The following is a 20,846-nucleotide window of genomic DNA, read 5'->3' as shown; positions in this document are numbered from 1 at the left end:
CGACCGGTGCAATCCTTATACTGCCGGCTGTAACTTCGTGAGGATCTTCGCCACCCCGGGGTCGCGAAATTCTTCACAGACGTACAGCCAGCCGTATTAGTTGGTGGTCGCGTTCGCAAATGCGCCGACGGTAAGCGTCGACTCTACGGCGTTCAAACGCTGCGAGCACGCCGACTTCGAGATGTCGAGATCGTCGGCCAGCTCTTCCAGCGACGTTTCGCGTGGCGTCGCGTAGTAGCCGGCGGCGACGGCCCGCGTAACGGCCTCACGCTGTTTTTCCGTAACGTCGTCGAGAGCGAGTGTGACGGTCTGTCCGCTCGTCTCGTCCGTCCCCGTGTCGATTCGTTTCAGCTGTCGCAGATGCAACTCACTCGTTACGTCCCTCAACGACTCGACCAACTCGGTGAGCCGGTTCCTGTCGGGCAGATACGTCTCGACGCGGACCGACTCCTCGGTGACGTCGACGATCTCCGGGATACAGTCGAACGCACCGAAGACAGCACAGAAACAGGCTCCGTCGACCTCACTCGCCGAGTGAACGATGTCCGCCTCCTCGCAACCCGGAGACGCGAGAGCTTCCTCCGACTGAATCGTCATCTCGGTCTGACACTGGTCGTGTAGTAACTGCTGTCGTACCTCGACGACGTCGCCGTCGGCGTCTTCGAACTCGTCGAGCGGACAGTCACTGTCGAGTACGGGTTTGATATCGAAAGCGACATAGAGATCCCGTCCGTCGTCTCGCTGTTTTGTCGTAGTACCTTGCATATCCAATAGGTGTATCTACAGCCAGCGCAGGTATACGAACCCGGCTGGTTCTCACTCACTGAGAACGAACGGGTGACGTTGACGTGTCTGATACCGTCGCCGTCTGTCGGTGTCGCAGCTCGCGACCTCGGTGCTCTAAATTTTCGAAACAGTGGCGGCCGACAGTATCAATCTGAGGAGCCGATTGCAGCAGTCGTCTCGACGTACTTTTCGTTGCGCACCCAGTCGCCATCTTCCTCGACGAGGTACTCTCCGTAGTACGGGACGCGGTTGCTCACCGTTTCGACGAACGCCTCGCGGATCTCGGCCCGAGACATGCCCTGGATCGATTCGTGATCGTCACGTCGGTTGAGACAGCCCCGCAGCCGACCGTCGTGGGTCATGCGGATGCGATGACAGTTCGCACAGAACTGCGGGTTCTCTACGGGATCGACGACCTCGACCACACCCGTGCTCTCGGAGTCCGGTGACTGCACGTGGTACCGCCGCCGATCGTGCATCTCGCGGGTCTCGACGAAGTCGGCGCGGTCCTCCAACCAGCCGTGGACGCGGTCGATGTCGATCGCCCACTCTGGGTGGCCGGCGAGCTCGGGCATGTACTCGACGAGCTGGAGCCGGAGCCCGTCGCGCTCGGCGACGTGGTCGACCATCTCTGGGACGTAGCCAGCGGTCGGCTCGAAGACGACCATGTTCAGCTTCACCGGCGATAGTCCGGCATCCAGTGCGGCCTCGACGCCTTCGAGAACTGTCTCGTAGGCACCACTCTGAGTGAGATCGGCAAACGCCTCTCGGTCCATCGCGTCTTGCGAGACGTTGACGCGGTCGAGACCGGCGTCCACGAGGGCCTGCGCGCGGCCCGGGAGGAAGGTCCCGTTGGTCGTCATCGAGACCTCCATCTCGTCCGGGGCCTGGCGGACGATCGCCTCCAGATCCGAGCGCAACATCGGCTCCCCGCCGGTGAGCTTCACGGCGTCGACGCCGAACTCGCGGACGACGCCGAGGAACCGACGGATCTCCTCGGCCGAAAGCTCGTCCTCGCGTGGTGTTGCCGGTCCTCGCGCCTCTCCCAGTCCCTCGTTGTGACAGTACACACAGTCGAAGTTACAGCGGTCCGTGAGCGAGACACGAACCTCCGTCACTGCCCGCCCAAAGTCGTCCTGAAGGACCATACTGCCGCTTTCTCACACGGCCTGAAAACTCCCCGTTCAGTTCTCACGCATCGATAACGGGACGGCGGGACAACAGAAGTGGACTGTGTCACATTCGATGCCGCCGTCAGGATCTCAATGATTCACAGGTGGAACTCGCGGCGCTGCATCAGACTCTCACCTCGCTTGAGCCCGCCAACTGGTCAGCGAGTACGGCGAACGAGTCTGCACCGTCAGCGATGTATCGACTGCTTTCCCACTCGCGTCTCCCCACGCCGTCGCGTTCGACCGGTATCCTCCCATCCTGTCCGTCGAACTCTTTCGGGTGTCGGTCAGGCCACCAGCTTCTGTCGCAGTTCCCGTTCGTCGACGCGGAACTTGAACGCCGGCCGGCCGTCGACGAGCACGTAGGGGACGCGGTCGCCGTACTCCTCGCCCAGCGACGCCTCGTCGACGTCGACGACTTCGATGTCGACCGACCGAGCCACCGACTGTGTCACCGTCCGTATCGTCTGGAGTGCGTCCTCACAGAGGTGACACTCCTCCCGGGTGTACACCGTCACTGTCGTGTCCGCCATCGTCTCGGTGTTGGTCCAGCAGCGTGAAAACCGATGCGATGGCCCGGCCACCGAACCGTCGTCCCCTCGCCCGGCAGTACAGTTATCTGCGACGCGTGATAACCGATCGGTCACGATCCGTTCGTCGCAGCTCAACTATGATCTCTTACTGTCACAGCAACGTCGGCCAGCAGCGTTCCGAAAACGAGGATGCGGCTCGCTGTGCGTCGCTCGACGACGGGCGCGAACTCGTCGTCGTCGCCGACGGCATGGGAGGCCACTCGAAGGGTGCCGAAGCGAGTGCAACGGCCGTCGAGCGACTGTTCGAAACCGTCACGTCGGAGACGCCAGAGGCCGCCGACCGGCCGGAGGACTTGCTCGAACGCGGCTTCCGGGCCGCACACGACGCCGTGACCGACCTCGCGGCGGGCGAGCGCAAGACGCCGGGGACGACGCTCGTCGCTGCACTCGTCGCGGACGACACCGCGACGATCGCCAACGTCGGGGACAGTCGCGCCTACTACGTCGACGAGGAACTCCGGCAGGTAACCACCGACCAATCACAGGTCCAGGAACTCGTCGAGGCGGGCGAGATCACGCCAGAAGAGGCCTCGAACCACCCGATGAGTCACGTGCTGTCCCAGGCGATCGGGACCGCCGACGACCTCGATGTCGACCTGTACACACAGTCGATCTCGGAGGGGTGGCTCCTGCTCTGTACGGACGGGCTCACCGACCCCGTTCCGGAGGACGCCATCGAGGCGACCTGTCTCGACGCCACGTCGCTCGAAGCCGCGGGGACGGATCTGATCCGGGAAGCCAACGATCGAGGCGGACCGGACAACGTCACTGTCGGTCTCTGTCGGACCGACACGGCGTAGCCACACCGTGGTGTCCGCTTCGTCGCCGCGTCGGGGACTGCACCCGCCCGCCGGCCGCGTCTGCCGGGCAGTTCGCGGCCCCGGAGTGGCGAACACCTCCCACTCACGGAACCAGTCTCGTACGGATGGTTGTCGATCTTTCCCAGATCGACTGCACGCCGTCGTGCGGTCAACCGGGAAAACGGTGACAGCAATCCGTCTCAGTCGACGACGAAACAGAGCCCGTCGGCGGTGTTGGGGTAGCCAGTCTCGCCGTAGCCGTCGTCGGCCAGTCGCTCGAAAGCGGCCCGCACGATGTGTGGGCCGAAGTCGTGTTCGTCGACGACTGCGTGGTGCTGGACGACTTCGGTCATCGGGTCGTCGACGTAGTCGTTTCGCAGGACCTCGATGCAGTCGGCGACGCGCTCGCTGTCCACCGCACGCGTGAACAGATCGACGTTCTCGGAGACGAGGCGGTCGTTCCGGTCGTAGAGCAGCTCGTTGGACTGGATGTCGACCAGACAGACGCTCACCTGCTGGTCGAACCGGGACCGGGCGGCGTCCTCGTTCTGGACGAACGCTTCCACGTCGTCGGTCCAGCCGGTGGGTGAGGCGATGCCGATCAGGTGGGTCGTGTCGTTCGACTCGGCGCGGGCGACCGTCTCGTTGACGACATCGATGAGATCGTCGAGGCCGGCGGGCCGCGCGTCGAAGCCGTTCGCGGCGAAGGCTTCGAGGTTGGCGGCGACGACGGCCTCGACGACCAGCTTCGTCTCCGAGAACGCGACGAACTTGTTCGTCCGCACGCGGTAGGTCGAGAACCGTCCGACCGGGTACCGGTCGACCGTGGTCTCGTCGTCCAGTACGTCTGCGACGATCGATCGATGGTCACCGGTGAAGTGTCGCCGTCGGTCCTCCCAGAACCCTTCCGGGATCTCGAAGCGCTCGCCACCGGGGAGCGTCAGGTGGGTCGCCTCCTCGACGGAGGTCTCGAACCGCGTGACGTAGTCCATCTCGTACAGCCGCGCCACTTCCGCGCGGATCGCCTTCCCGTCGGGCTCCTCGTGCTGGCTCCGGACGGATTCGGCGATCTCACTGACTCGGTCGTCCAGCTCGTCGACCTGGTCGACCCGCTGTTCGGCCGTCGCGACCCGCTCTTCGAGGTCGCCAAACTCCTGGTCCAGTCGATCCCCGGTCGTCTCCAGGCGCTCGCGCTCGTTCCGTAGCCGCTGGATCTCGGCGCTGAGATCGCCTTTCCGCTCCGAGAGGCGTTCGAGTTCGTCTTCGAGCAGCGACGCGGCTTTCGACGCGGCCTCGTCCTGTAGCTCCTGGCGGGTCTCCTCGCGGGCCGCCTCTAGCTGGTCGATCTGGGCTTCGAGATCGTCTTCCAGCGTCGAGATCGTGTCGAGCTTCTCCGAGATCTCTCGTCTGTCCGCGGAGCGTTGTTCCGAGAGGGTCGCGATCTGGTCTTTGATCTCGTCGAGTTCGCCTTCGACGGCGTTTGCGTCGACGCCGCCGGTCGCCATCTCCGACTGGAGGCGGCTCATCTCGGTCCGGAGGGCTCGCTCTTGATCCCGGAGGCTGTGGTGGATCGTCTCCGAGAGCGACTCCAGTTCGTCCCGGACCGTCGCTTCGACGGCCTCTCGCTCGGATTTCGCGTCCCGGGCCGCTTTCGCGGCACTGACGATCCCCTCGATGGTGTTCGGGAGCCCGTGGTGTTTGATGTAGAGGAAGACGGCCTCGTCGGCGAGTTCGAAGAACTCCTCGAACTCCTGCTGGAAGTACGAGATCGTCGCCCCGCGGATCTCGTTCGACGACGTGTCCAGCAGCGACTCTCTGAGGTCGGCCTGGGCCTCGAGTTCCTCGGTGACGAACTCGTGGACCTTCCCGTCCTTGTTCTTGATGTTGGTCTCCAGGTTCTCTTCGTCGATCTGTTTGAACTTCCGGCGGAAATCGTCGAACTGCCTGACGAACTCGCGTTCTCCCGCCTCGAACTGGTCGACGAACCCCTTCGACTCGGGGTCCGCCTCGGCGGCCTCTTCGATCGCCGTCGCCAGGAGCAACTTCGCGGCCTCGAAGGAGGCCAGTTCGTTTTCCTTCGTCGCCTCGGGGATCGACTCCCGGTGTTCGGGGTAGAAGTCCCACTCGTACTCCTCTTTGTTCTGTTCGAGTTGGTTGTACAGGTCTCGTCGGCGCTGTGCCGAGTAGTTCGCTAGTTCGACCAGGTCCTTCTGCAAGACCTGGTGGGCTGGATACGTCAGCTCCTCGCGCTTGTCTTTGATCGTTCCCATTGTTAGGCAATCATGTACCCGATCTCTTCTTCGATGAATTCACGGAGAAACTCCGGTGCCTCTCCGAAACCGTCGATGACGACGTGGAGTCGGACCGCGTTCTGTTCTCGTTCTCGGATGTCGTACTGGATCTCGGCTCGTCCCTTCTTCGTGTAGACGGCCCAGAGACTCTCGCCGTCGGCCGTCGACCCCTGGTCGACGGCCTTTCGCTTTTTCATGATCGACTCCATCGCCCACTCGACGCGTTCGGCATCGACGTCGTCGAACGTCTCGTCGATCGTCGCCTGGACCTGCGTCGCCTCGGTGTCGACGCGGTTCAGTTCGTACGCCGACAGCTCCTCTTCTGGCACTTTCGCCGCCAGCTGGTCGTACAGTTCGTCGATGTCGACGTCTCGCACGACGCGAGACATGCCGTCGAGGGATTCGATCGTCCCGTCCTCCCAGTTGTCGAGCAGGTACTCCGCGCGCTTTCGCTCGCGCTCGTCTTCGTAGTCGACGACGACGAGGTACGCACCGTCCTCGCTCATCTCGGCGCTGCCCTCCACTGATCCGGGTGCTCCGTCGCGACGCCGGCTGGCGTCGACCGACTCATACACCCATTCGTCGCGTCTCTCATCTCTCTGGCACAACGTTCCGTCTCCAACTATAAACAATTTCTCCACATTGGACACAACTGTCCGTCGGCCGGAAATCTGGGCGCGACGCGTCGGCTCCGACACCTTCGCGCTCACCCCGCTTCGCAGGCCGCTCGGTGGGTGTCACGTCACTCGCACAGGTCGATCACGTCGTCCAGCGTCCACTCGTCGTCGGCCACCTCGAAATCGAGCGACCAGTCGGGGAGGTACCGATCGTCGATTGCCAGTGCGTCTGCGACGGCGGCGAGATACTCGTCGGCCCGGCGCAAGTCGCTCGACACGGCTGCTACGGCGTGTCGTCGACGAGATCGTCCAGCGCGTCGGCGAGGTAGATCGCCCGACCGTACCGCTCCGAGGGGGCCGGTGCGAGCGCGGTCTGGACGACCTCGTCGACCGACGACGGCAGTTCGGGGCGCAGTTCCGACGGCGGCGTCGGGAGCGACCGCTCGGCGACCGACTCGCCCTCGGCTCCCGTCGCCGTCGGCACCGCTCCGGTCAGCAGTTCGTAGAGCACCGCCCCGAGCTGATAGATGTCTGTCCGGTGGTCGAGTTCTCGGTCGGACTCGAACTGCTCGGGGGCGGCGTAGCGGGGATCGAGCGCCGTCGGACCGTCGCCGCTGCGCTGTGTCTTCGCGACGCCCCAGTCGCCGATCTTGGGGAGGTCCCACGCTTCGTCGGACGTCGTGGCGAAGAGGACGTTTCGGGCCCGGAGATCGAAGTGCCGGACGCCGAGGTGGTGTACGTCGGCGAGGGTCTCGGCCAGCACGCTCGCGATCCACAGTCCCTCGTCGATCGCGAGCCCGTCGTCGGCGTCGCGGAGGCGCTGGCGCAGGTCGCCGCCGGTCAGACGCTCCATCGCGATCCAGGGCCGGGGTACCTTCCCCCAGTCGACGACGCTGACGACGTGGGGGTGGTCGTCACACTGGCCCCACAGCTTCGCCGCTTCGACGAACTGGTCGATCGTCGCTCTGGCCAGCGTCCCCTCGTCGGACAGGCGCTTGACCGCGAGCTCCGCGTCCGGGGACGATTCGACCGTCGCCGCCCTGACCTCTGCGAAGCCGCCGTCGCCGACGCGCTCGCCGATCGTCAGCTCGCTGTAGGCGACCGACTCGGGCAGCGGCGGCTCGACCGGCTCGGGCACTCTCTCGACGGGTCTGGCGACCGTCGTCGCGGCGTCGGGCTCGTCGTTCGCTTCGGTGTCTGGGTTCTGTGGCTCGGCTGTCTGGTCAGCTGTCGTTGCTCCCTCGTCGGTCACGCGCAGGTCGGTCTCGTCCGTGATCGTCGCGACCTCGCTGGTGGCTACATCCGGTTCGACGGAGCGGACTTCGGCAACGACGGCGTCGTCTGGTGCCTGCACGTCGGGAGGGTAATCTTCGTCCCCCACAGGTTCGATGTCGAGTCCCTCGGTCGACACTTCTATTCGGTCGCCCTCCTGGACCGGACGCCCGGCCAGTTGTCTCGCCAGCGGATCATCCACTCCACGAAGACGGCCGGGGGCAGACAGATCGACAGTGTCTGCCGCCACCGTGAGCGCCGGAGACACAGTGACGGTCTCGCCCAGCGCCGCGTCCGCATTTTTCCGCTGGAGTGCGTTACAGCGGACGATTCCGAGGCCCCTGTCAGCCGTCTCGGCGTCGGTGACGACACACGGCGTCCGCTCGTCGCCGGCCAACCAGATCACGTCCCCGCTTTCGATTTCGAGTTCTCGTTTCGCGGTCGCGTCGAGTGCGACTCCCGATTCCCGAAGATCGGTTCCGGGCGGGACTTGACCGACCCGGAGGTCCACGACGCGTGGCGACCGGGGCTCGTCGATCCAGACCGCCAGGTGACACTCGCCCTCGTGGATCTCGGTCGAGTAGACCCCGACGACCGCCTGGCCGCCTTCGCCCGCCAGGCTGTGGACGAGCACCGGCTCGGACTCGACCGTCGTCGTCCCGAAGTCCGTCGAGAACTGCTCTGTCGTCGTCACGAACCGCGGCGGCTCGTCGTCCGTCATCGCGCGCTCCGCTGGAAGCTGGCGGTTCCGACGAGGCCTGTTCCGCACGACGTTTGGACCATTCTGTCGTCGCCACTGTTTCCGTGCCACCGTCTCAACTCTTGTGCTTCGCGGAGAGTTCTGGTTTTAACATCCGTCCACTGGTCACTCCGACCATGGCTGCTGACTTCGAAGCTATCGACGCCGGGAGGCGCGTCGGGATCTCGGTCCTCACCGTCGATGGGGTGACCGATGTCACCGAGGAGTGATACTACCGGCTGTACATCTGTGACCGATTTCGCCACCCCGGGGTGGCGAAGCTCTTCACGAAGTGACAGCCGGCAGTATGAGCCGTTCGGCGACTGTCGAACGGCCCCTGGCGAGCGGAGGGGCGACTCGTGAGCGACACCGACGAGGGCGAAGTCCACCTCGACGAGGCCCGAGCGTTCCTCGCGACGCTGCCCGACGACCCGGCTGCGTACACCGAGGCCGACCGGTCGCGCATCGAGGAGCTGCTGCTGTCGGACAACCACGGCGTCGTCCACGTCACGGCGCAACTGGTCAGGGAGGCAGCGGCACGGGACCCAGAGGCAGTGGCATCGCTGGTCCAGCCGCTGATCGACGCGGTCGTCCACACCGACCGGATCAGCCGTCCGACGCTGGTGGCCGCGATCGCGGAGTTCGATCGCACACGAGTCGCGGCGGCAGAGCCAGCGTTCGACCGGACGCCGGTCGCGCGGGCCGATCCCGTCGGTCAGTACCACCGAACGCTGGCCGACACCGAAAACGAGGAGCTCGCCCGCTCGAAGCGGGCGGCCGCACTCGCCGCGATCTACGACCTCTTTCCCCAGCAAGTCCGGGACACGGTCCCCACGCTGCTCGACTGTCTGGAACCGGCCGAGGACGATCACGGACTGCTCTGTGAAGCCGCCGGAAAGGCGCTGGGGACGGTCGCGGGCAAAGACGAGCAGGTGCGCGCGCAGATCGGGGAACGGTTCGAGCGCGAACTCGACCGCGGCGCGCTCCCGAACAAGGGGGTGGTGTACGGCGTGCGGAACCTCGTGACCTGCCGCTCGGACTCGGGGGCGTCGCTCGTCGAGCCGCTGGTCGAGGCGACGATGCAAAGCGGCGTCGAGAGCGCGGTCTCCGAGGCGTCCCGCTGGCACGTCGTCGTCGCACTCGAGACGATCGCCGAGGACCGGCCGGCGCTCCTCGATCCCCACGTAGACCGGCTCACGCTGCTCCTGACGGACGACGAGTCGATGGTCCGGAAGGGGGCGATCGACCTGTTCGGGACGCTCGGCGAGACGGAGCCAGCCGTCCTCGAACGCGTCGCCGACGACCTCGTGGCCGCCGCCGACGATTCCGACTCGAAGATACGACGAAAGGCCGTGACCGCCCTCGCCCCGCTGGAGGCTCGACTGGCCGAGGCAGCCGAGCGCGCGACACGCGCGCACCTCTCGGCGCTGTCGTCGGCACCGGACTTCGAGAAGAGCACGGTGCTTGGCGAGCTGGGCCGGCTGGCCGAGCACTGTCCAGACCTGGTCGTCGGCGGGCTGGACGGGATGGTCGACCACCTCGACCACCAGTCCTGGGCCACCAGATCGAGTGCGGCCTCTGCCATCGGTCGACTCGGCAGCGAACGCCCAGCGGCCGTTCGACCGCTGATCGACCAGCACGCCACGGGAGCGGCCGTTTCGGCCGGGACGGCTCCCCTCCTCGATCTCCTCGACGACGCGGAGGAATCGGTCCGGGCGGACGCCGTCGACGCCCTCGGACGGATCGGCGCGGCCGATCGCGAACTGGTCGACGCCGTGCTCTCCGCCGTTCTCGCGGCCGTCGACGACGGCGACCCACTCGTCGAGCAACGAGGGCTCCAGGCGCTCGGCCAGATTGGCGAGGCCCATCCCGACGCGGTGACCGACGACCACGTCTCGTCGGTCGTCACTCGGCTGGGACACGTAAGCGCAATGGTCAGGGCGGCCGCGGCCGAGGCGATCGGCGCGTTCGCCGAAGGGGGTCGCACGCTCCGCGCTGCGCGCGATCCGCTCGTCGACCTGCTCGACGACTACTACCCCAGTCCCCGCGTCGAAGCCTGCAGAGCGCTCGCGGCACTCGGCGCGGCGTCGGCGGCCGAGCAGATTGCGCCACTCCGCACGCACTACGACGACGACGTGCGGGCGGCCGCCCAGGCCGCACTCGCGGCGCTCGACTACGACCCCGACGGTTCGACCGAGCGGGATGCGGAGTCGCCGGCCGACGCGGCCTCCGGTTCGGAGCGCCCGGCGGGGGCACGGTCCGGGGCGACCGATCACCGGGTTCGCGACGAGCAGTCGGCGACCACCAGCGAGTCCGCTTCGACGGCGATACCCACCGGCCAGCCGACACAGGCCCCGTCGCTGTCGCTGGACTACGGCGACGTGGAGACCGGCCGAGTCGTCGGCCGTGGCGGCAACGCGATCGTCCGGGAGGGGACAGTCGAGATCGACGGCGAGTCGCGGACGGTCGCCGTCAAAGAGCCCGTCACGGAGGGGACACAGACGGCCGACGACATCGCCGCCTTCGAGCGCGAGGCGCGGCAGTGGGAACGACTCTCCGACCGGGCTCACGTCGTCGGCGTCATCGACTGGGACGTCGAGCCTCTCCCCTGGATCGCACTGGAGTACATGAACGGAGGATCGCTGGCGGCCAGGGTCGGCGAGTGTGACGACCGCCAGGCGCTGTGGATCTGTGAGCGCGTCGCGAAGGCGGTCCGACACGACCAGACCGGGATGGCACACCTCGATCTCAAACCCGCGAACATCCTCTTCGAGTCGACGCCCGAGGGCGTCTGGGACGTGCCGAAGGTCGCCGACTGGGGAATCGCCCGACTGTTGAACGAGCACGGCGCGACTGCCGGCGGGATGACCGCGACGTACGCGGCACCGGAACAGTTCGATCCCGACACCTACGGGACGCCCGACAGCAAGACGGACATCTACCAGCTCGGGGTCGTCCTCTACGAACTCCTCGTCGGGGAGCCTCCCTTCACCGGTTCCGACGTGGCCGTGATGCAGAGCGTTCTGTCCGAGGACCCCGAACTGCCGGGCGAGCGAGTCGACGCTCTCCCCGCCGGGATCGACGACACCGTCGAGACGGCCCTCGCCAGGGAGCCAGAGCACCGCTTCGAGACGATCGAACGGCTGCAGTCGCGGCTGCAGGCCCACCTCGACGAGCTGTAGCTCAGAGCTGTGCCCGGAGCTGGGACTGGAGGCGCTCGACGGTACTGAACCGCTCCGCTGGCTCCTTTCGCAGCGCCTTCATCACGGCGTCGCTGACGGCCTGCGGGACGCGATCGTCGACCGCCGCCGGTGGCTCGGGCTCTTCGGTGAGGATCGCGTTCATCAGCGCGACGCTGTTGCCCTCGAAGGGCGGTCGGCCGGTCAGCACCTCGTACATGAGGACGCCCAGCTGGTAGATGTCCGTCTTGCTGCTGGGGTCGCCGAACTCCTCGGCGTCGAACTGCTCGGGGGCGGCGTAGGTCGGCGACATGCCCTCGACGGTCGGCTGGTGTTCTTCGAGCGTGCGTGCCAGCCCCCAGTCGGCGATCTTCGGGACGTCCCAGCTTCCCTCGCCGGTCCGGCGAAACAGGACGTTCTCGGGCTTGAGATCCAGGTGGAGGACGCCCGTCTGGTCGTGGCGAACTCCCTGCGCGATCCGTTCACACGTCCAGACGGCCTGCTCGATGGAAAACTCCGAGAGCCGCTCGCGCAGCGTGCCGCCGTCCATGTACTCCATGGCGATCCAGGGCTTGGGCTGTGTCCCGCTGTCGACGACGCCGACGACGTGGTCCCGGGGCGACAGCAACGACCACGTCTCCGCCTCCTGCTCGAAGTCCTCGATCACCGACGACGTGATCGTCCCCTCGAAGTTCGGTACCTTCAGCGCGACCGTCGTCGGCTCACCGTCGACGCGGTACTGTGCCTCGTGAACGACGCCGCTGCCCCCGTGTCCGAGTTGCTCCTCGATCTCGAAATCGGCGTACGCCAGCTCTTCTCGGGCCGGACTCTGCACGCTCGCCACGTCGGGCACTTTCGAGGCCGTCTCGACCGTCGTTGCAGTAGAGGACTGCGCGTCGGCCGACGCCTCGGTGGCCGCCGTCGATTCGGTCTCATCGGTGTTCTCGGCCGCCGATTCCGTCTCGGTCGCAGACGCCGTCTCGGCCGTCGACGCCGACTCGCTGCTCGCTTCGTCCGGCGACGCGTCGGTCGTTTGCTGTCCTCCCGCCTGCTCTGTGTCCTGGCCTGCTGTCGCTTCCGTCCGTCTCTCTCCTTCGAGGGCATCCGCTTCCGTCGCCTCGCTCGACTGTTCCTCGTCCGAGCCGAAGGCGGCTGCACACGTCCGGAGTCCGGACTGAAGCTCCGCCAGTCCGGCGTTTGCCGCTTCGATCGTCCCGACGACGTCACCGGTCGTCACCGCGCCCTCTGCCGTCGGCTCGATGAGGTTCTCCTCTTCCAGCACTCGCAGCGAGTATCGGAGCTCGTGGTGAGGGTGGTCAAGCACTTCGGCGAGATCGGTGATCCCCGCGGGCTCCCGTTCGAGGACGGTTCGGAGCACGGTCAGATTCCGCCCGGTGAGCTCGGCCTCGCTCTCGACCGTTTCGAATATCTCCGTGAGCGTCGGTGTCTCCTCCTCCTCGGAATCCGTCATTATCACAGCATCCGCGTGCCAAAAGTAATAGCTTGTCCCGAGTGTTCGGGACCGCTCCGGCGTTTCGACGCGCGTTTTCCAACGGTGGTCCGTCGCGTTCCCGATCTCATTTGTCTCCATTCTGGAGATTCAATATTGCATCTTTCAAAGCCAAATCTTTATGTGTCTGGTGTGCATCGGACGACGTACTGGGAGCGATCCAACATGGCACTATCACTGTGGACGCTGGCGCTGGCACTGCTCGTCAACCTCGTACTCGGTGCGGTCCTCGTACTGGGCGTGTTCACGCTGATGGAGCAACGCATCCTGCTCGGGGCCATCGCGGGGCTGGTCATCGGCGGCATCGTCGTCTACGCAGAGGCGACCATCGGCGCACAGCTGTTCTCGCTGACGTTCGAGGAGAAGCGACTGATCGTCGTCCTGGCGGGCATCGGCGCGGCGCTGGGAATCTCGGGGACGATGCTGACGATCGAACCGGAGATCAACTGACGCCGTCGGCCGTCACTCTCTCACGAAAAAGTTCAACACCTGTTCCGACGTACTCTCTGAGAGATGAGGGTTCGGTGAGAGAATGAGTGTCGATGCACTGCAGCGGGTGTCTCGTCTCCGATCTAAAGCCGACTCCGAGCGCCACACCGTCACTGCAGACGAGATCGAGGAACTCACTGAACTGCTGGAGTATCGCCAACCGACGGCTCCAGCGTCGTCCGCGGAATCGGCCGAGACCCCTCTGGACGGCGGGGACGTTCGCGCTGGGGCGGCTCTGGCACTTGCGGCCGTCGCTCGGGACCGACCAGACGCCGTCGTTCCTGCCGTGGATGGTCTCAGACAGTGCCTCACTGACACCCATCCGGGTTTACGTGGGAACGCCGCCCTCGCACTCGCTGCGGTCGCGGAGGCACACCCCGAGGAGGTCCGACCGGCGGTTCCCGACCTCCGGACGCTCCTTTATGAGGCGCGCAACGCGACACGCGCCACTGTGACGCCAGCGGAGTATCCCGAATCGATCCAGCCGCTGGTCGCGGAGCTCCGGTCGCTGCGAAACGACGAGCGTGACACGGCGCGTGCCGCCGGTGCCATCGCGCTCAAAAACGTCGCGAGCGCCTATCCCGGATCGGTCGTCCCCGTCGTCGACTCGCTTCTGACACTCCTCGACGAGGAGAAAGCCGCGACACGCACTGCGGCCGCCGAGGCGTTGCAAAACGTCGCCAGCGAACGACCGACTGCGATCGAACCGGCCGTCGACGATCTGCAGGACACACTCGACGACGACGACCAGCGCGTACGCGAAGCCGCCGAACGGGCGCTTGCGGTGCTCGACGGTGACTCCGTCGAGAGCGCAGCCGCCGAAGAGACCGCTCAGGCTGCGTCGAACCGCCAGCAACACCAACGAACCACGACCATGGACTCTGCTCACGAACCAGATCTCGACGAGGGAGGAGAGACGCCGTCGGTGTCGCTCGACCCGTCCGCACTGCGCCACGACGACGTCATCGGCCGCACCGCGACGACGGTCGTGCATCGGGTCCGTCGCCCCGGCGAGGACGGGCCGGCCGACATCGCCGTGAAACACCCCGCTCGACACGGGACGCTGACCGAGGAGACGATCGACGGGTTCGATCACGAGGCCCGGCAGTGGGCCGGCCTCGACGACCACCCGAACGTCGTCTCGGTGATCGACTGGGGGTACGACCCACTCCCCTGGCTCCGCGGCGATGCGCCGGTGCCCTGGATCGCCACGGAGGTCGTCGACGGACCGGACCTTCGCGCCGTCGCCGAGGACGCGACGGTCGAGCAGTCGCTCTGGACCGCACAGCGACTCGTCGACGCGGTCTGGCACGCCCACCACCGCGGCGTCGTCCACCTCGATCTGAAGCCGTCGAACGTGCTGTTTACCCCCGGCGAGCCCGACCGGTGGCCGATTCCGAAGGTCGCCGACTGGGAGCTCTCCCGGTCGCTGCTGGGCCAGGGGGCCGCCGTCGGCATCTCGACGCCCGGCTATTGCGCCCCCGAACAGGACGGCCAGGGCACGACGGACCAGCGGACCGACCAGTTCCAGCTCGGGATCGTCCTCTACGAGCTGTTCACCGGGACGCATCCGTTCGTCGACGACCTCGCGGCCACCCCGCAGCGGGAGCGCATCGAGCGCGTCCTCGACGCCGATCACAGGCCGCCCAGCGAGCGCCGTCCAGAGTTGCCGGCCGCTCTCGACGACGTGTTCGAGCGCGCACTGGCGCGGGACCCGGCCGATCGGTACGAAGCGACGATCGACCTCCGTCGCGCCCTGGAGCGGATCGCTGGGGAGTGGGAGTCGACGCCGGACGACCGGGAGCGCGCGACCGAGCCCGCGACGGCAGACCGCGACCCCACTCCGACGACCGATCCCCCCGCGCCGGAAACGACGAGTACGGACCGCTCGGGGTCGACGGCCGACGACCGCGACTGGCCGACCCTCCACGGGAGCGCGTCGCGGTCCGGCCCGCGACAGAGTGCGGTCGGTCCCACGCCACCCGTCACCGAACGCTGGACGTTCCAGGCGGGCGATTCGATCAAGGGCGGACCGACCGTCGTCGACGACACGCTGTACGTCGGGAGCGACGATATGGCCGTCTACGCACTGGCGACGGCGTCCGGCGAGACGCGGTGGACCTACGAGACGGGCAATCCGGTCCAGTCGCCGCCGACGGTCGTCGACGGGACGGTGTACGTCGGCAGCCACGACAAGCACGTGTACGCGCTCGACGCTGCGACCGGAGAGACTCGCTGGGCGGTCGAAACGGGCGGGATGGTCGACGCCGCGCCCGCGGTGGTAGAGGGCACGGTGTACGTCGGCAGCTACGACAAGCACGTGTACGCGCTCGACGCCGCGACGGGAGACGAGCGGTGGGTCGTCGAGACCGACGGCAAGATCGGCGCGGTCCCCACTGTCGCCGACGGGACGGTGTACGCCTCCTGTGGGACTGGCATCCTCGCCGCGCTGGACGCCGACTCCGGCGAGCACCTGTGGCGCTACCCCACCGGCGGACCGGCGATGTCGACGCCGGCGGTCTCGGATGGCGTCCTCTATACGGGCACCAACGACGGGTGCGTCGTGGCCCTCGACGCCGACACGGGCACCGAGCGCTGGACGTTCGACGCCGGTGGTAACGGCCGGTCGGCACCGGCGATCTGTGGGGACACCGTGTACGCGGGCAGTATCGACGGCTACGTCCTCGCGATCGACGCGGACAGTGGCACCGAACGCTGGCGCTACGACACGACGGGACAGATCAACAGTGCGCCGGTCGTCGCCGCCGACACCCTCTTCGTCGGGAGCTGGGACGAGTGTCTGTACGCGCTGGACGCCGCGACGGGGGACGAGCGGTGGCACTACCGGGCCGGCAGTCTCATCGACGGGTCGCCAGCAGTGGCAGACGGGACGGTGTACGTCGCCACGCACGACGGCGTCGTGTCCGCGCTCGGCGAGGAGTAGACCACGGTCGCTGTCGTCGCCAAGCTTGATGTCGCTCTCTGCCCAACACCTGGCCAATGACTGATCCTCGGATTCCCGACCGCTCGGCGGTCGCGAGTCCGCCGCGTCGGGACCTCGATTACCGGACGATCGACGCTGCGAAGTCCCCGCTCGACGCCGGTGGACAGGCACTCGTCTACGAGGCGGCCGTCCCGGACGACGAGCCGCCCGATCGGATCGCTCTCAAGGAGCCCGCAGACCCCGGAACGCTGACCGGTGACGTGGTCGAGACGTTCCTGGAAGAGGCCCGCACCTGGGAGCTGGTCGACCGCCGCGAGCGCGAGAAGCGCCGGTGGGCCGACTCCGAGCACGTCGTCGGCGTGATCGACACCGGCGAGCGCCTGCCCTGGATCGCGATGGAGTTCATGGACGGCGGCGACCTCGCTCAGCGCCTCGACGGCACCGACGGGCTGGCACTGGACGAAGCCCTGTGGATCGGCGAGTGTGTCTGTCGCGGGATCGAACTCGCCCACAACTACGGGGTCGCCCACCTCGACGTCAAACCGTCGAACGTGCTGTTTCGAACCACGGCGGGCGACGCCTGGGACGTGCCGAAGCTCGCCGACTGGGGGCTCGCCCGCTCGCTCTCGGAACACACCCGCACGATGGAAGGGCTCTCGGTCACCTACGCCGCACCCGAGCAGTTCGAACCCGACGAGTTCGGCGACCCGGACATGCTGACCGACGTGTACCAGGTCGGAGCGCTGGTCTACGCGCTGCTCACCGGTCGCCCGCCCTACGTCGGCAACCAGATGAGCGTCATGCACGACGTCGTGTACGGTGACCAGCCAGCACCGCCGAGCGCGCACCGCGACGACGTGTCTCCGGCACTCGACGCCATCGTCTCGACCGCCCTCGAAACGAGCAAGCGCGACCGCTACGACGCCATCCAGATCTTCAGGCAGGCACTCCAGGCGGCCCGGACGGATCGCGCGCTCCCCCCGATCGTCGCCGATCGCCTCTCGGCAGACGACCGCTCGCCCCGCGTCGACGCCGCAGAGAGTACATCCACGGACGCCGAGTCGACCGAAGTTACTTCCAGCGGGGACGACGCGACGGACACGGACACCGACGAACCCGACGAGGACCTGACCTTCAGGGAACGCGTCGAGCAGGTCAGGGAGGAGCGATCCGAGGACGGCGAGTCTTCGCCAGACGACGACACGACGGACACCGCCGAAGCGGACGAGAGCGGAGAGGACGAGAATCTGAGCTTCAGAGAGCGCGTCGAGCAGATCAGAGAGGAGCGGTCCGGGGACGGCGAACCCTTGGCAGACGACGATTCAGTCGACAGTGCCGAAGCGGACGAGAGCGGAGAGGACGAGAATCTGAGCTTCAGAGAGCGCGTCGAGCAGATCAGGGAGGAGCGGTCCGAGGACGGCGAATCACCCTCGGACGACGACTGTTCGGCGGACGACGACACGACGAACACCGCCGAAGCGGACGAGAGCGAGGAGGAGGAGAATCTGAGCTTCAGGGAACGCGTCGAGCAGATCAGAGAGGAACGCTCCGAGGACGACGCTGGGGGGAGCGGCGACCTGCGGACCGACGGCTGGTTCGACCCGGCTGCGTTCCCCGAGGGCAGCGAGCGAGACCTCGCGGCGGCAATCGACGGAATCGACTCCAGTACCGCCGAGCTGTCACTCGCCGACGCGATCGCCAGGTGCGACGATCGCTCTCTCGCGGCGGTGCTCGCCGCGATGGATGCCCCCGATCACTGATCTCGCTCGGCGAGGACCGCCTCGATCCGTAACATTCGGGCCTCGCTTCGCTCGACGCTGACGATCAGGGACGTGCCGACCAGTGCGTCGACCACGTAGCGGAGGACGTAGTTCTTCGTCTGGGTCTCCTCGGTCTCTCGCATCGCTTCGATCGTCCCCCGATCGGAGAAGCCACGTACGAACGGCTCGCTGGCGGTCTCGTATCGAGATCGCAGATCGACGGCTCCGTCGATCGGGTCGACCCCTTTCTCGCTGGCGTGGAACCGGACGAGGTCGAACAGCGCGTCGGAGGCGGCCTCGACGACGAGTTGCTGGCGGCCCGCGACGCTGTGAGCGAAGTCGGCCACCCGCTGGCTGAGCACCATCGCCGTGGCACCGTTGCCCGGCACCCGGCCGTCGTCGTCGACCTGCTCCGCGATGTCTGCGAGCTGATCGACGATCTCGCCTTCCACCACGTCGAGCCCATCCGTGATCTCCTGGCGCGTCACGCCATCGGCCCAGAGCTCGGCGCAGTTGTGCAGGAGTCGCTGGGCTAGAACTCTCGTCTCGCGCGTGTCGAGGAACGCCGCCACCAGGTCGGGGTACTCGTCGGCGAGCGCCTCCGGCCGCTGGTCCGCGATCGCCAGTATCGTCCGCTGCACGTCGTCTCTGACCATCATCTCGTCGCGGCTGTAGCCCGCGGCTTCCAGGAGCTTTCGCAGCCGTGGCAGGTACGTGGCGACGACCGCCGGGTCGGACTGGGCCCGCGTCTTGAACTGGTCGGCTTCGGCCTGTAACTCAGATATCGACTTGTCGAAACGGCGCTCCATCTCCGAGTCGAGTCCTGCCATGTGGCCACGACGGCACGCCAGCGCCAAAACTGTTGAGTCTGCGCGCCCCCGCCGTGTTACCGACGGGTCTCGACGGTGACGCCGGGGCAACTAAGCGCCAGCGCGTCGAACGGGCACTCGATGCCCAGTGCAGCGGACCCTCACGACCTACAGCGCTTCGTCGAGGCACAGGAGTCGGTCATCGGGACGGTCAAGCGGGAACTCCGGTCGGGCCAGAAACGCAGCCACTGGATGTGGTTCGTGTTTCCCCAGGTCGCCGGGCTCGGCCGGAGTGAGATGGCCCAGCGGTTCGCCATCGCCTCGCGAGCGGAAGCCGACGCCTACCTGCGCCATCCCACTCTCGGAGCCCGATTACGCGAGTGTACCGCGATCGTCAACGACCTCGAAGGGCGCTCCGCGAACGACATCTTCGGCTCGCCGGACGATCTGAAGTTCCGGTCGTCCATGACGCTGTTCGAGATGGTCGCCGACGATCCGACGCCGTTCGCCACGGCACTGGAGCGGTACTACGACGGCGACCGCGATCAGAAGACTCTCGATCTGCTGGAGGACAGCTGAACGCCGCCTCTGGCTGGCCGGTCTCGTTCAGAACCGCACTCTGCTCCTGCCCTCGAAGGTATCGAAGTCGAAGACGAGAACGGCGTGGGGGTGCTATGGAGACGTTTTATGCGCACACGGTGGCATACCTCCGGCAATGTTCGATTCGGTTGCGAGGGCTGTCGAGACCCTGACGGCTGAGTACGCTGCCCACTCCGATGTCGAGCCCGCCTTCGACCTCACGGAGTTTTTCGAACCCGCGCTCGACGATACCGAGCCACGCGAGACCGTCGGAGAGCGCCGCAAACGACGCTTTCGCTCGACGATCGAACGCGGACAGACGTTGTCCGAGCAGGTGTCTCTCTCACTGCCCATCGAGGCGATCACCGAACGACTCGTCGACGTGGCCAACGACCAGTCGATCGAAGCGCGTCGGCGCGCCGCGGTTCTCGACTACTGTGACGCTCTCTTCGCGTTCGCCGCGCTGGCGTTCGAACTCCAGGAGCGCTATCCCAGTGCGCCGGTCGCGACGGCCGTCGATCGACTCCGAGACGCCGGGGACGCCGCCGTCGCGGACGATCTGAGCGGCGGTCTCTCGTCGCTCCAGTCGGCCGGCCACGAGCTGTATCGCACCGCCGTCGTGGTCCGCCGTGCCGATCAGCTGTTCGCCGCGCTGTCAGCCGTCGGCGAACCACAACTGGGACGCGCCGAGGCCACCCTCGGCGGGACACTGGACGAGGCGATCGCCGAGCGCGACACGGACCGTATCGACACCGTCGCCGAACGGCTGAACGCCGCCACCGACGGCGAGTGGACCAGCGACGATCTGCTGTCCTGTTCACACCGCGAGTTCGAGGTCCTGATCGCGGACCTCTGGCGAGAGGGCGGGTTCGACGCTCGGACCACGAAGTACGTCCAGGACTACAACGTCGACGTCATCGCCCAGGCCGACGGCACGCGCGAACTGATCCAGGCCAAACAGTACGAGCCGGGCAACACGGTCGGGGTGCGCACGGTCCAGCGGACCGCCGGACTGCTCGTCGAGTTCGACGCCGACTCCGTCGCCGTCGTCACCAGTTCGAGCTTCACCGAGAACGCCAGAGAGAGCGTCGAGCGGATGAGCGAACAGGTCCGCCTCGTCGACGGCGAGCAGCTCTGTGAGCTGCTGACGCGCTCCCAGCTCGTCCCGTCGCTGTAGGGCAGCCACTCTCCCAGCCGCCACCCTCGCCCGGTGCAGTCGACGACGTGTCCCAGCGGCGTCGGAGCCCGTCGCCCGAGGGATCTCCACTCCGGCCGTCTTGAGTGGCGGTAGGCACCTTTATTACCG

At 66.7% G+C, this 20,846-nt stretch carries 16 protein-coding genes; 7 read left to right on the top strand and 9 right to left on the bottom strand.

Going from position 1 to position 20,846, the window contains the following annotated elements:
- Window positions 1-96: 96 nt before the first annotated feature.
- From ACAH01_RS16340 to ACAH01_RS16330, 3 genes are all read right to left on the bottom strand, one after another.
- Entirely contained in the window at window positions 97-765 is a 669-nt protein-coding gene (locus tag ACAH01_RS16340) for a helix-turn-helix domain-containing protein (RefSeq protein WP_372480823.1), read from the bottom strand.
- Window positions 766-932: 167 nt separating this feature from the next.
- On the bottom strand, window positions 933-1,934 hold the full coding sequence (gene moaA, locus ACAH01_RS16335; protein ID WP_372480822.1) for a GTP 3',8-cyclase MoaA: 1,002 nt from the start codon (window positions 1,932-1,934) through the stop codon (window positions 933-935).
- Window positions 1,935-2,245: 311 nt separating this feature from the next.
- Complete coding sequence (locus ACAH01_RS16330; protein WP_170095415.1) at window positions 2,246-2,491, bottom strand: glutaredoxin family protein; 246 nt, start codon at window positions 2,489-2,491, stop codon at window positions 2,246-2,248.
- Between the two features lie 137 nt (window positions 2,492-2,628).
- Here ACAH01_RS16330 and ACAH01_RS16325 point away from each other — a divergent pair, with 137 nt between their 5' ends.
- A complete protein-coding gene (locus tag ACAH01_RS16325) occupies window positions 2,629-3,351 on the top strand; it encodes a PP2C family serine/threonine-protein phosphatase (protein ID WP_372480821.1) in 723 nt (240 codons plus the stop codon).
- 200 nt (window positions 3,352-3,551) lie between these two features.
- On the opposite strand, the gene ACAH01_RS16320 is transcribed toward ACAH01_RS16325, so the two are convergent.
- The 4 genes from ACAH01_RS16320 to ACAH01_RS16305 all read right to left on the bottom strand — a co-directional run bounded on the left by ACAH01_RS16320 (window position 3,552) and on the right by ACAH01_RS16305 (window position 8,252).
- Window positions 3,552-5,621, bottom strand: a complete 2,070-nt coding sequence (locus ACAH01_RS16320; protein ID WP_372480820.1) for a hypothetical protein — start codon at window positions 5,619-5,621, stop codon at window positions 3,552-3,554.
- A 2-nt stretch (window positions 5,622-5,623) separates the two neighbouring features.
- Window positions 5,624-6,166 carry a hypothetical protein gene (locus ACAH01_RS16315; RefSeq protein WP_372480952.1) on the bottom strand — a complete coding sequence of 181 codons (543 nt, stop codon included), beginning with the start codon at window positions 6,164-6,166 and terminating at the stop codon, window positions 5,624-5,626.
- Between the two features lie 218 nt (window positions 6,167-6,384).
- Window positions 6,385-6,537, bottom strand: a complete 153-nt coding sequence (locus ACAH01_RS16310; protein ID WP_208628586.1) for a hypothetical protein — start codon at window positions 6,535-6,537, stop codon at window positions 6,385-6,387.
- A gap of 5 nt (window positions 6,538-6,542) precedes the next feature.
- On the bottom strand, window positions 6,543-8,252 hold the full coding sequence (locus ACAH01_RS16305; protein WP_372480951.1) for a protein kinase: 1,710 nt from the start codon (window positions 8,250-8,252) through the stop codon (window positions 6,543-6,545).
- A gap of 377 nt (window positions 8,253-8,629) precedes the next feature.
- Here ACAH01_RS16305 and ACAH01_RS16300 point away from each other — a divergent pair, with 377 nt between their 5' ends.
- The gene (locus ACAH01_RS16300) at window positions 8,630-11,452 is read left to right on the top strand and encodes a HEAT repeat domain-containing protein (protein ID WP_372480950.1); all 2,823 of its coding nucleotides are present in this window, start codon (window positions 8,630-8,632) and stop codon (window positions 11,450-11,452) included.
- A gap of 1 nt (window position 11,453) precedes the next feature.
- Here the strand turns inward: ACAH01_RS16300 and ACAH01_RS16295 are convergent, their stop codons facing one another.
- Window positions 11,454-12,920 carry a protein kinase gene (locus ACAH01_RS16295; protein ID WP_372480949.1) on the bottom strand — a complete coding sequence of 489 codons (1,467 nt, stop codon included), beginning with the start codon at window positions 12,918-12,920 and terminating at the stop codon, window positions 11,454-11,456.
- A gap of 204 nt (window positions 12,921-13,124) precedes the next feature.
- Between ACAH01_RS16295 and ACAH01_RS16290 the strand changes: the two genes are divergently transcribed.
- From ACAH01_RS16290 to ACAH01_RS16280, 3 genes are all read left to right on the top strand, one after another.
- Window positions 13,125-13,409 carry a hypothetical protein gene (locus ACAH01_RS16290; RefSeq protein ID WP_170095406.1) on the top strand — a complete coding sequence of 95 codons (285 nt, stop codon included), beginning with the start codon at window positions 13,125-13,127 and terminating at the stop codon, window positions 13,407-13,409.
- An 82-nt stretch (window positions 13,410-13,491) separates the two neighbouring features.
- Window positions 13,492-16,392 (top strand): PQQ-binding-like beta-propeller repeat protein, encoded by a 2,901-nt coding sequence (locus ACAH01_RS16285; protein WP_372480948.1) that lies wholly within the window; start codon window positions 13,492-13,494, stop codon window positions 16,390-16,392.
- 56 nt (window positions 16,393-16,448) lie between these two features.
- Window positions 16,449-18,152, top strand: coding sequence for a protein kinase (locus tag ACAH01_RS16280; protein WP_372480947.1), 1,704 nt, complete (start codon window positions 16,449-16,451; stop codon window positions 18,150-18,152).
- Here the strand turns inward: ACAH01_RS16280 and ACAH01_RS16275 are convergent.
- Window positions 18,146-18,982 (bottom strand): TCP-1/cpn60 chaperonin family protein, encoded by an 837-nt coding sequence (locus ACAH01_RS16275; RefSeq protein WP_153554979.1) that lies wholly within the window; start codon window positions 18,980-18,982, stop codon window positions 18,146-18,148. The genes ACAH01_RS16280 and ACAH01_RS16275 overlap by 7 nt on opposite strands.
- Window positions 18,983-19,102: 120 nt before the next feature.
- On the opposite strand from ACAH01_RS16275, the gene ACAH01_RS16270 reads away from it, so the two are divergent.
- Together ACAH01_RS16270 and ACAH01_RS16265 are read left to right on the top strand one after the other, a co-directional pair.
- Window positions 19,103-19,540 carry a DUF1810 domain-containing protein gene (locus ACAH01_RS16270; protein ID WP_372480946.1) on the top strand — a complete coding sequence of 146 codons (438 nt, stop codon included), beginning with the start codon at window positions 19,103-19,105 and terminating at the stop codon, window positions 19,538-19,540.
- A gap of 136 nt (window positions 19,541-19,676) precedes the next feature.
- On the top strand, window positions 19,677-20,717 hold the full coding sequence (locus tag ACAH01_RS16265; protein WP_372480945.1) for a restriction endonuclease: 1,041 nt from the start codon (window positions 19,677-19,679) through the stop codon (window positions 20,715-20,717).
- Window positions 20,718-20,846 lie beyond the last annotated feature (129 nt).

Source organism: Halomicrobium sp. HM KBTZ05 (assembly GCF_041530035.1).
Classification (GTDB): domain Archaea; phylum Halobacteriota; class Halobacteria; order Halobacteriales; family Haloarculaceae; genus Halomicrobium.
Note: the sequence above shows the minus strand (reverse complement) of the source record. Positions and strands in the feature narration are given on the sequence as shown.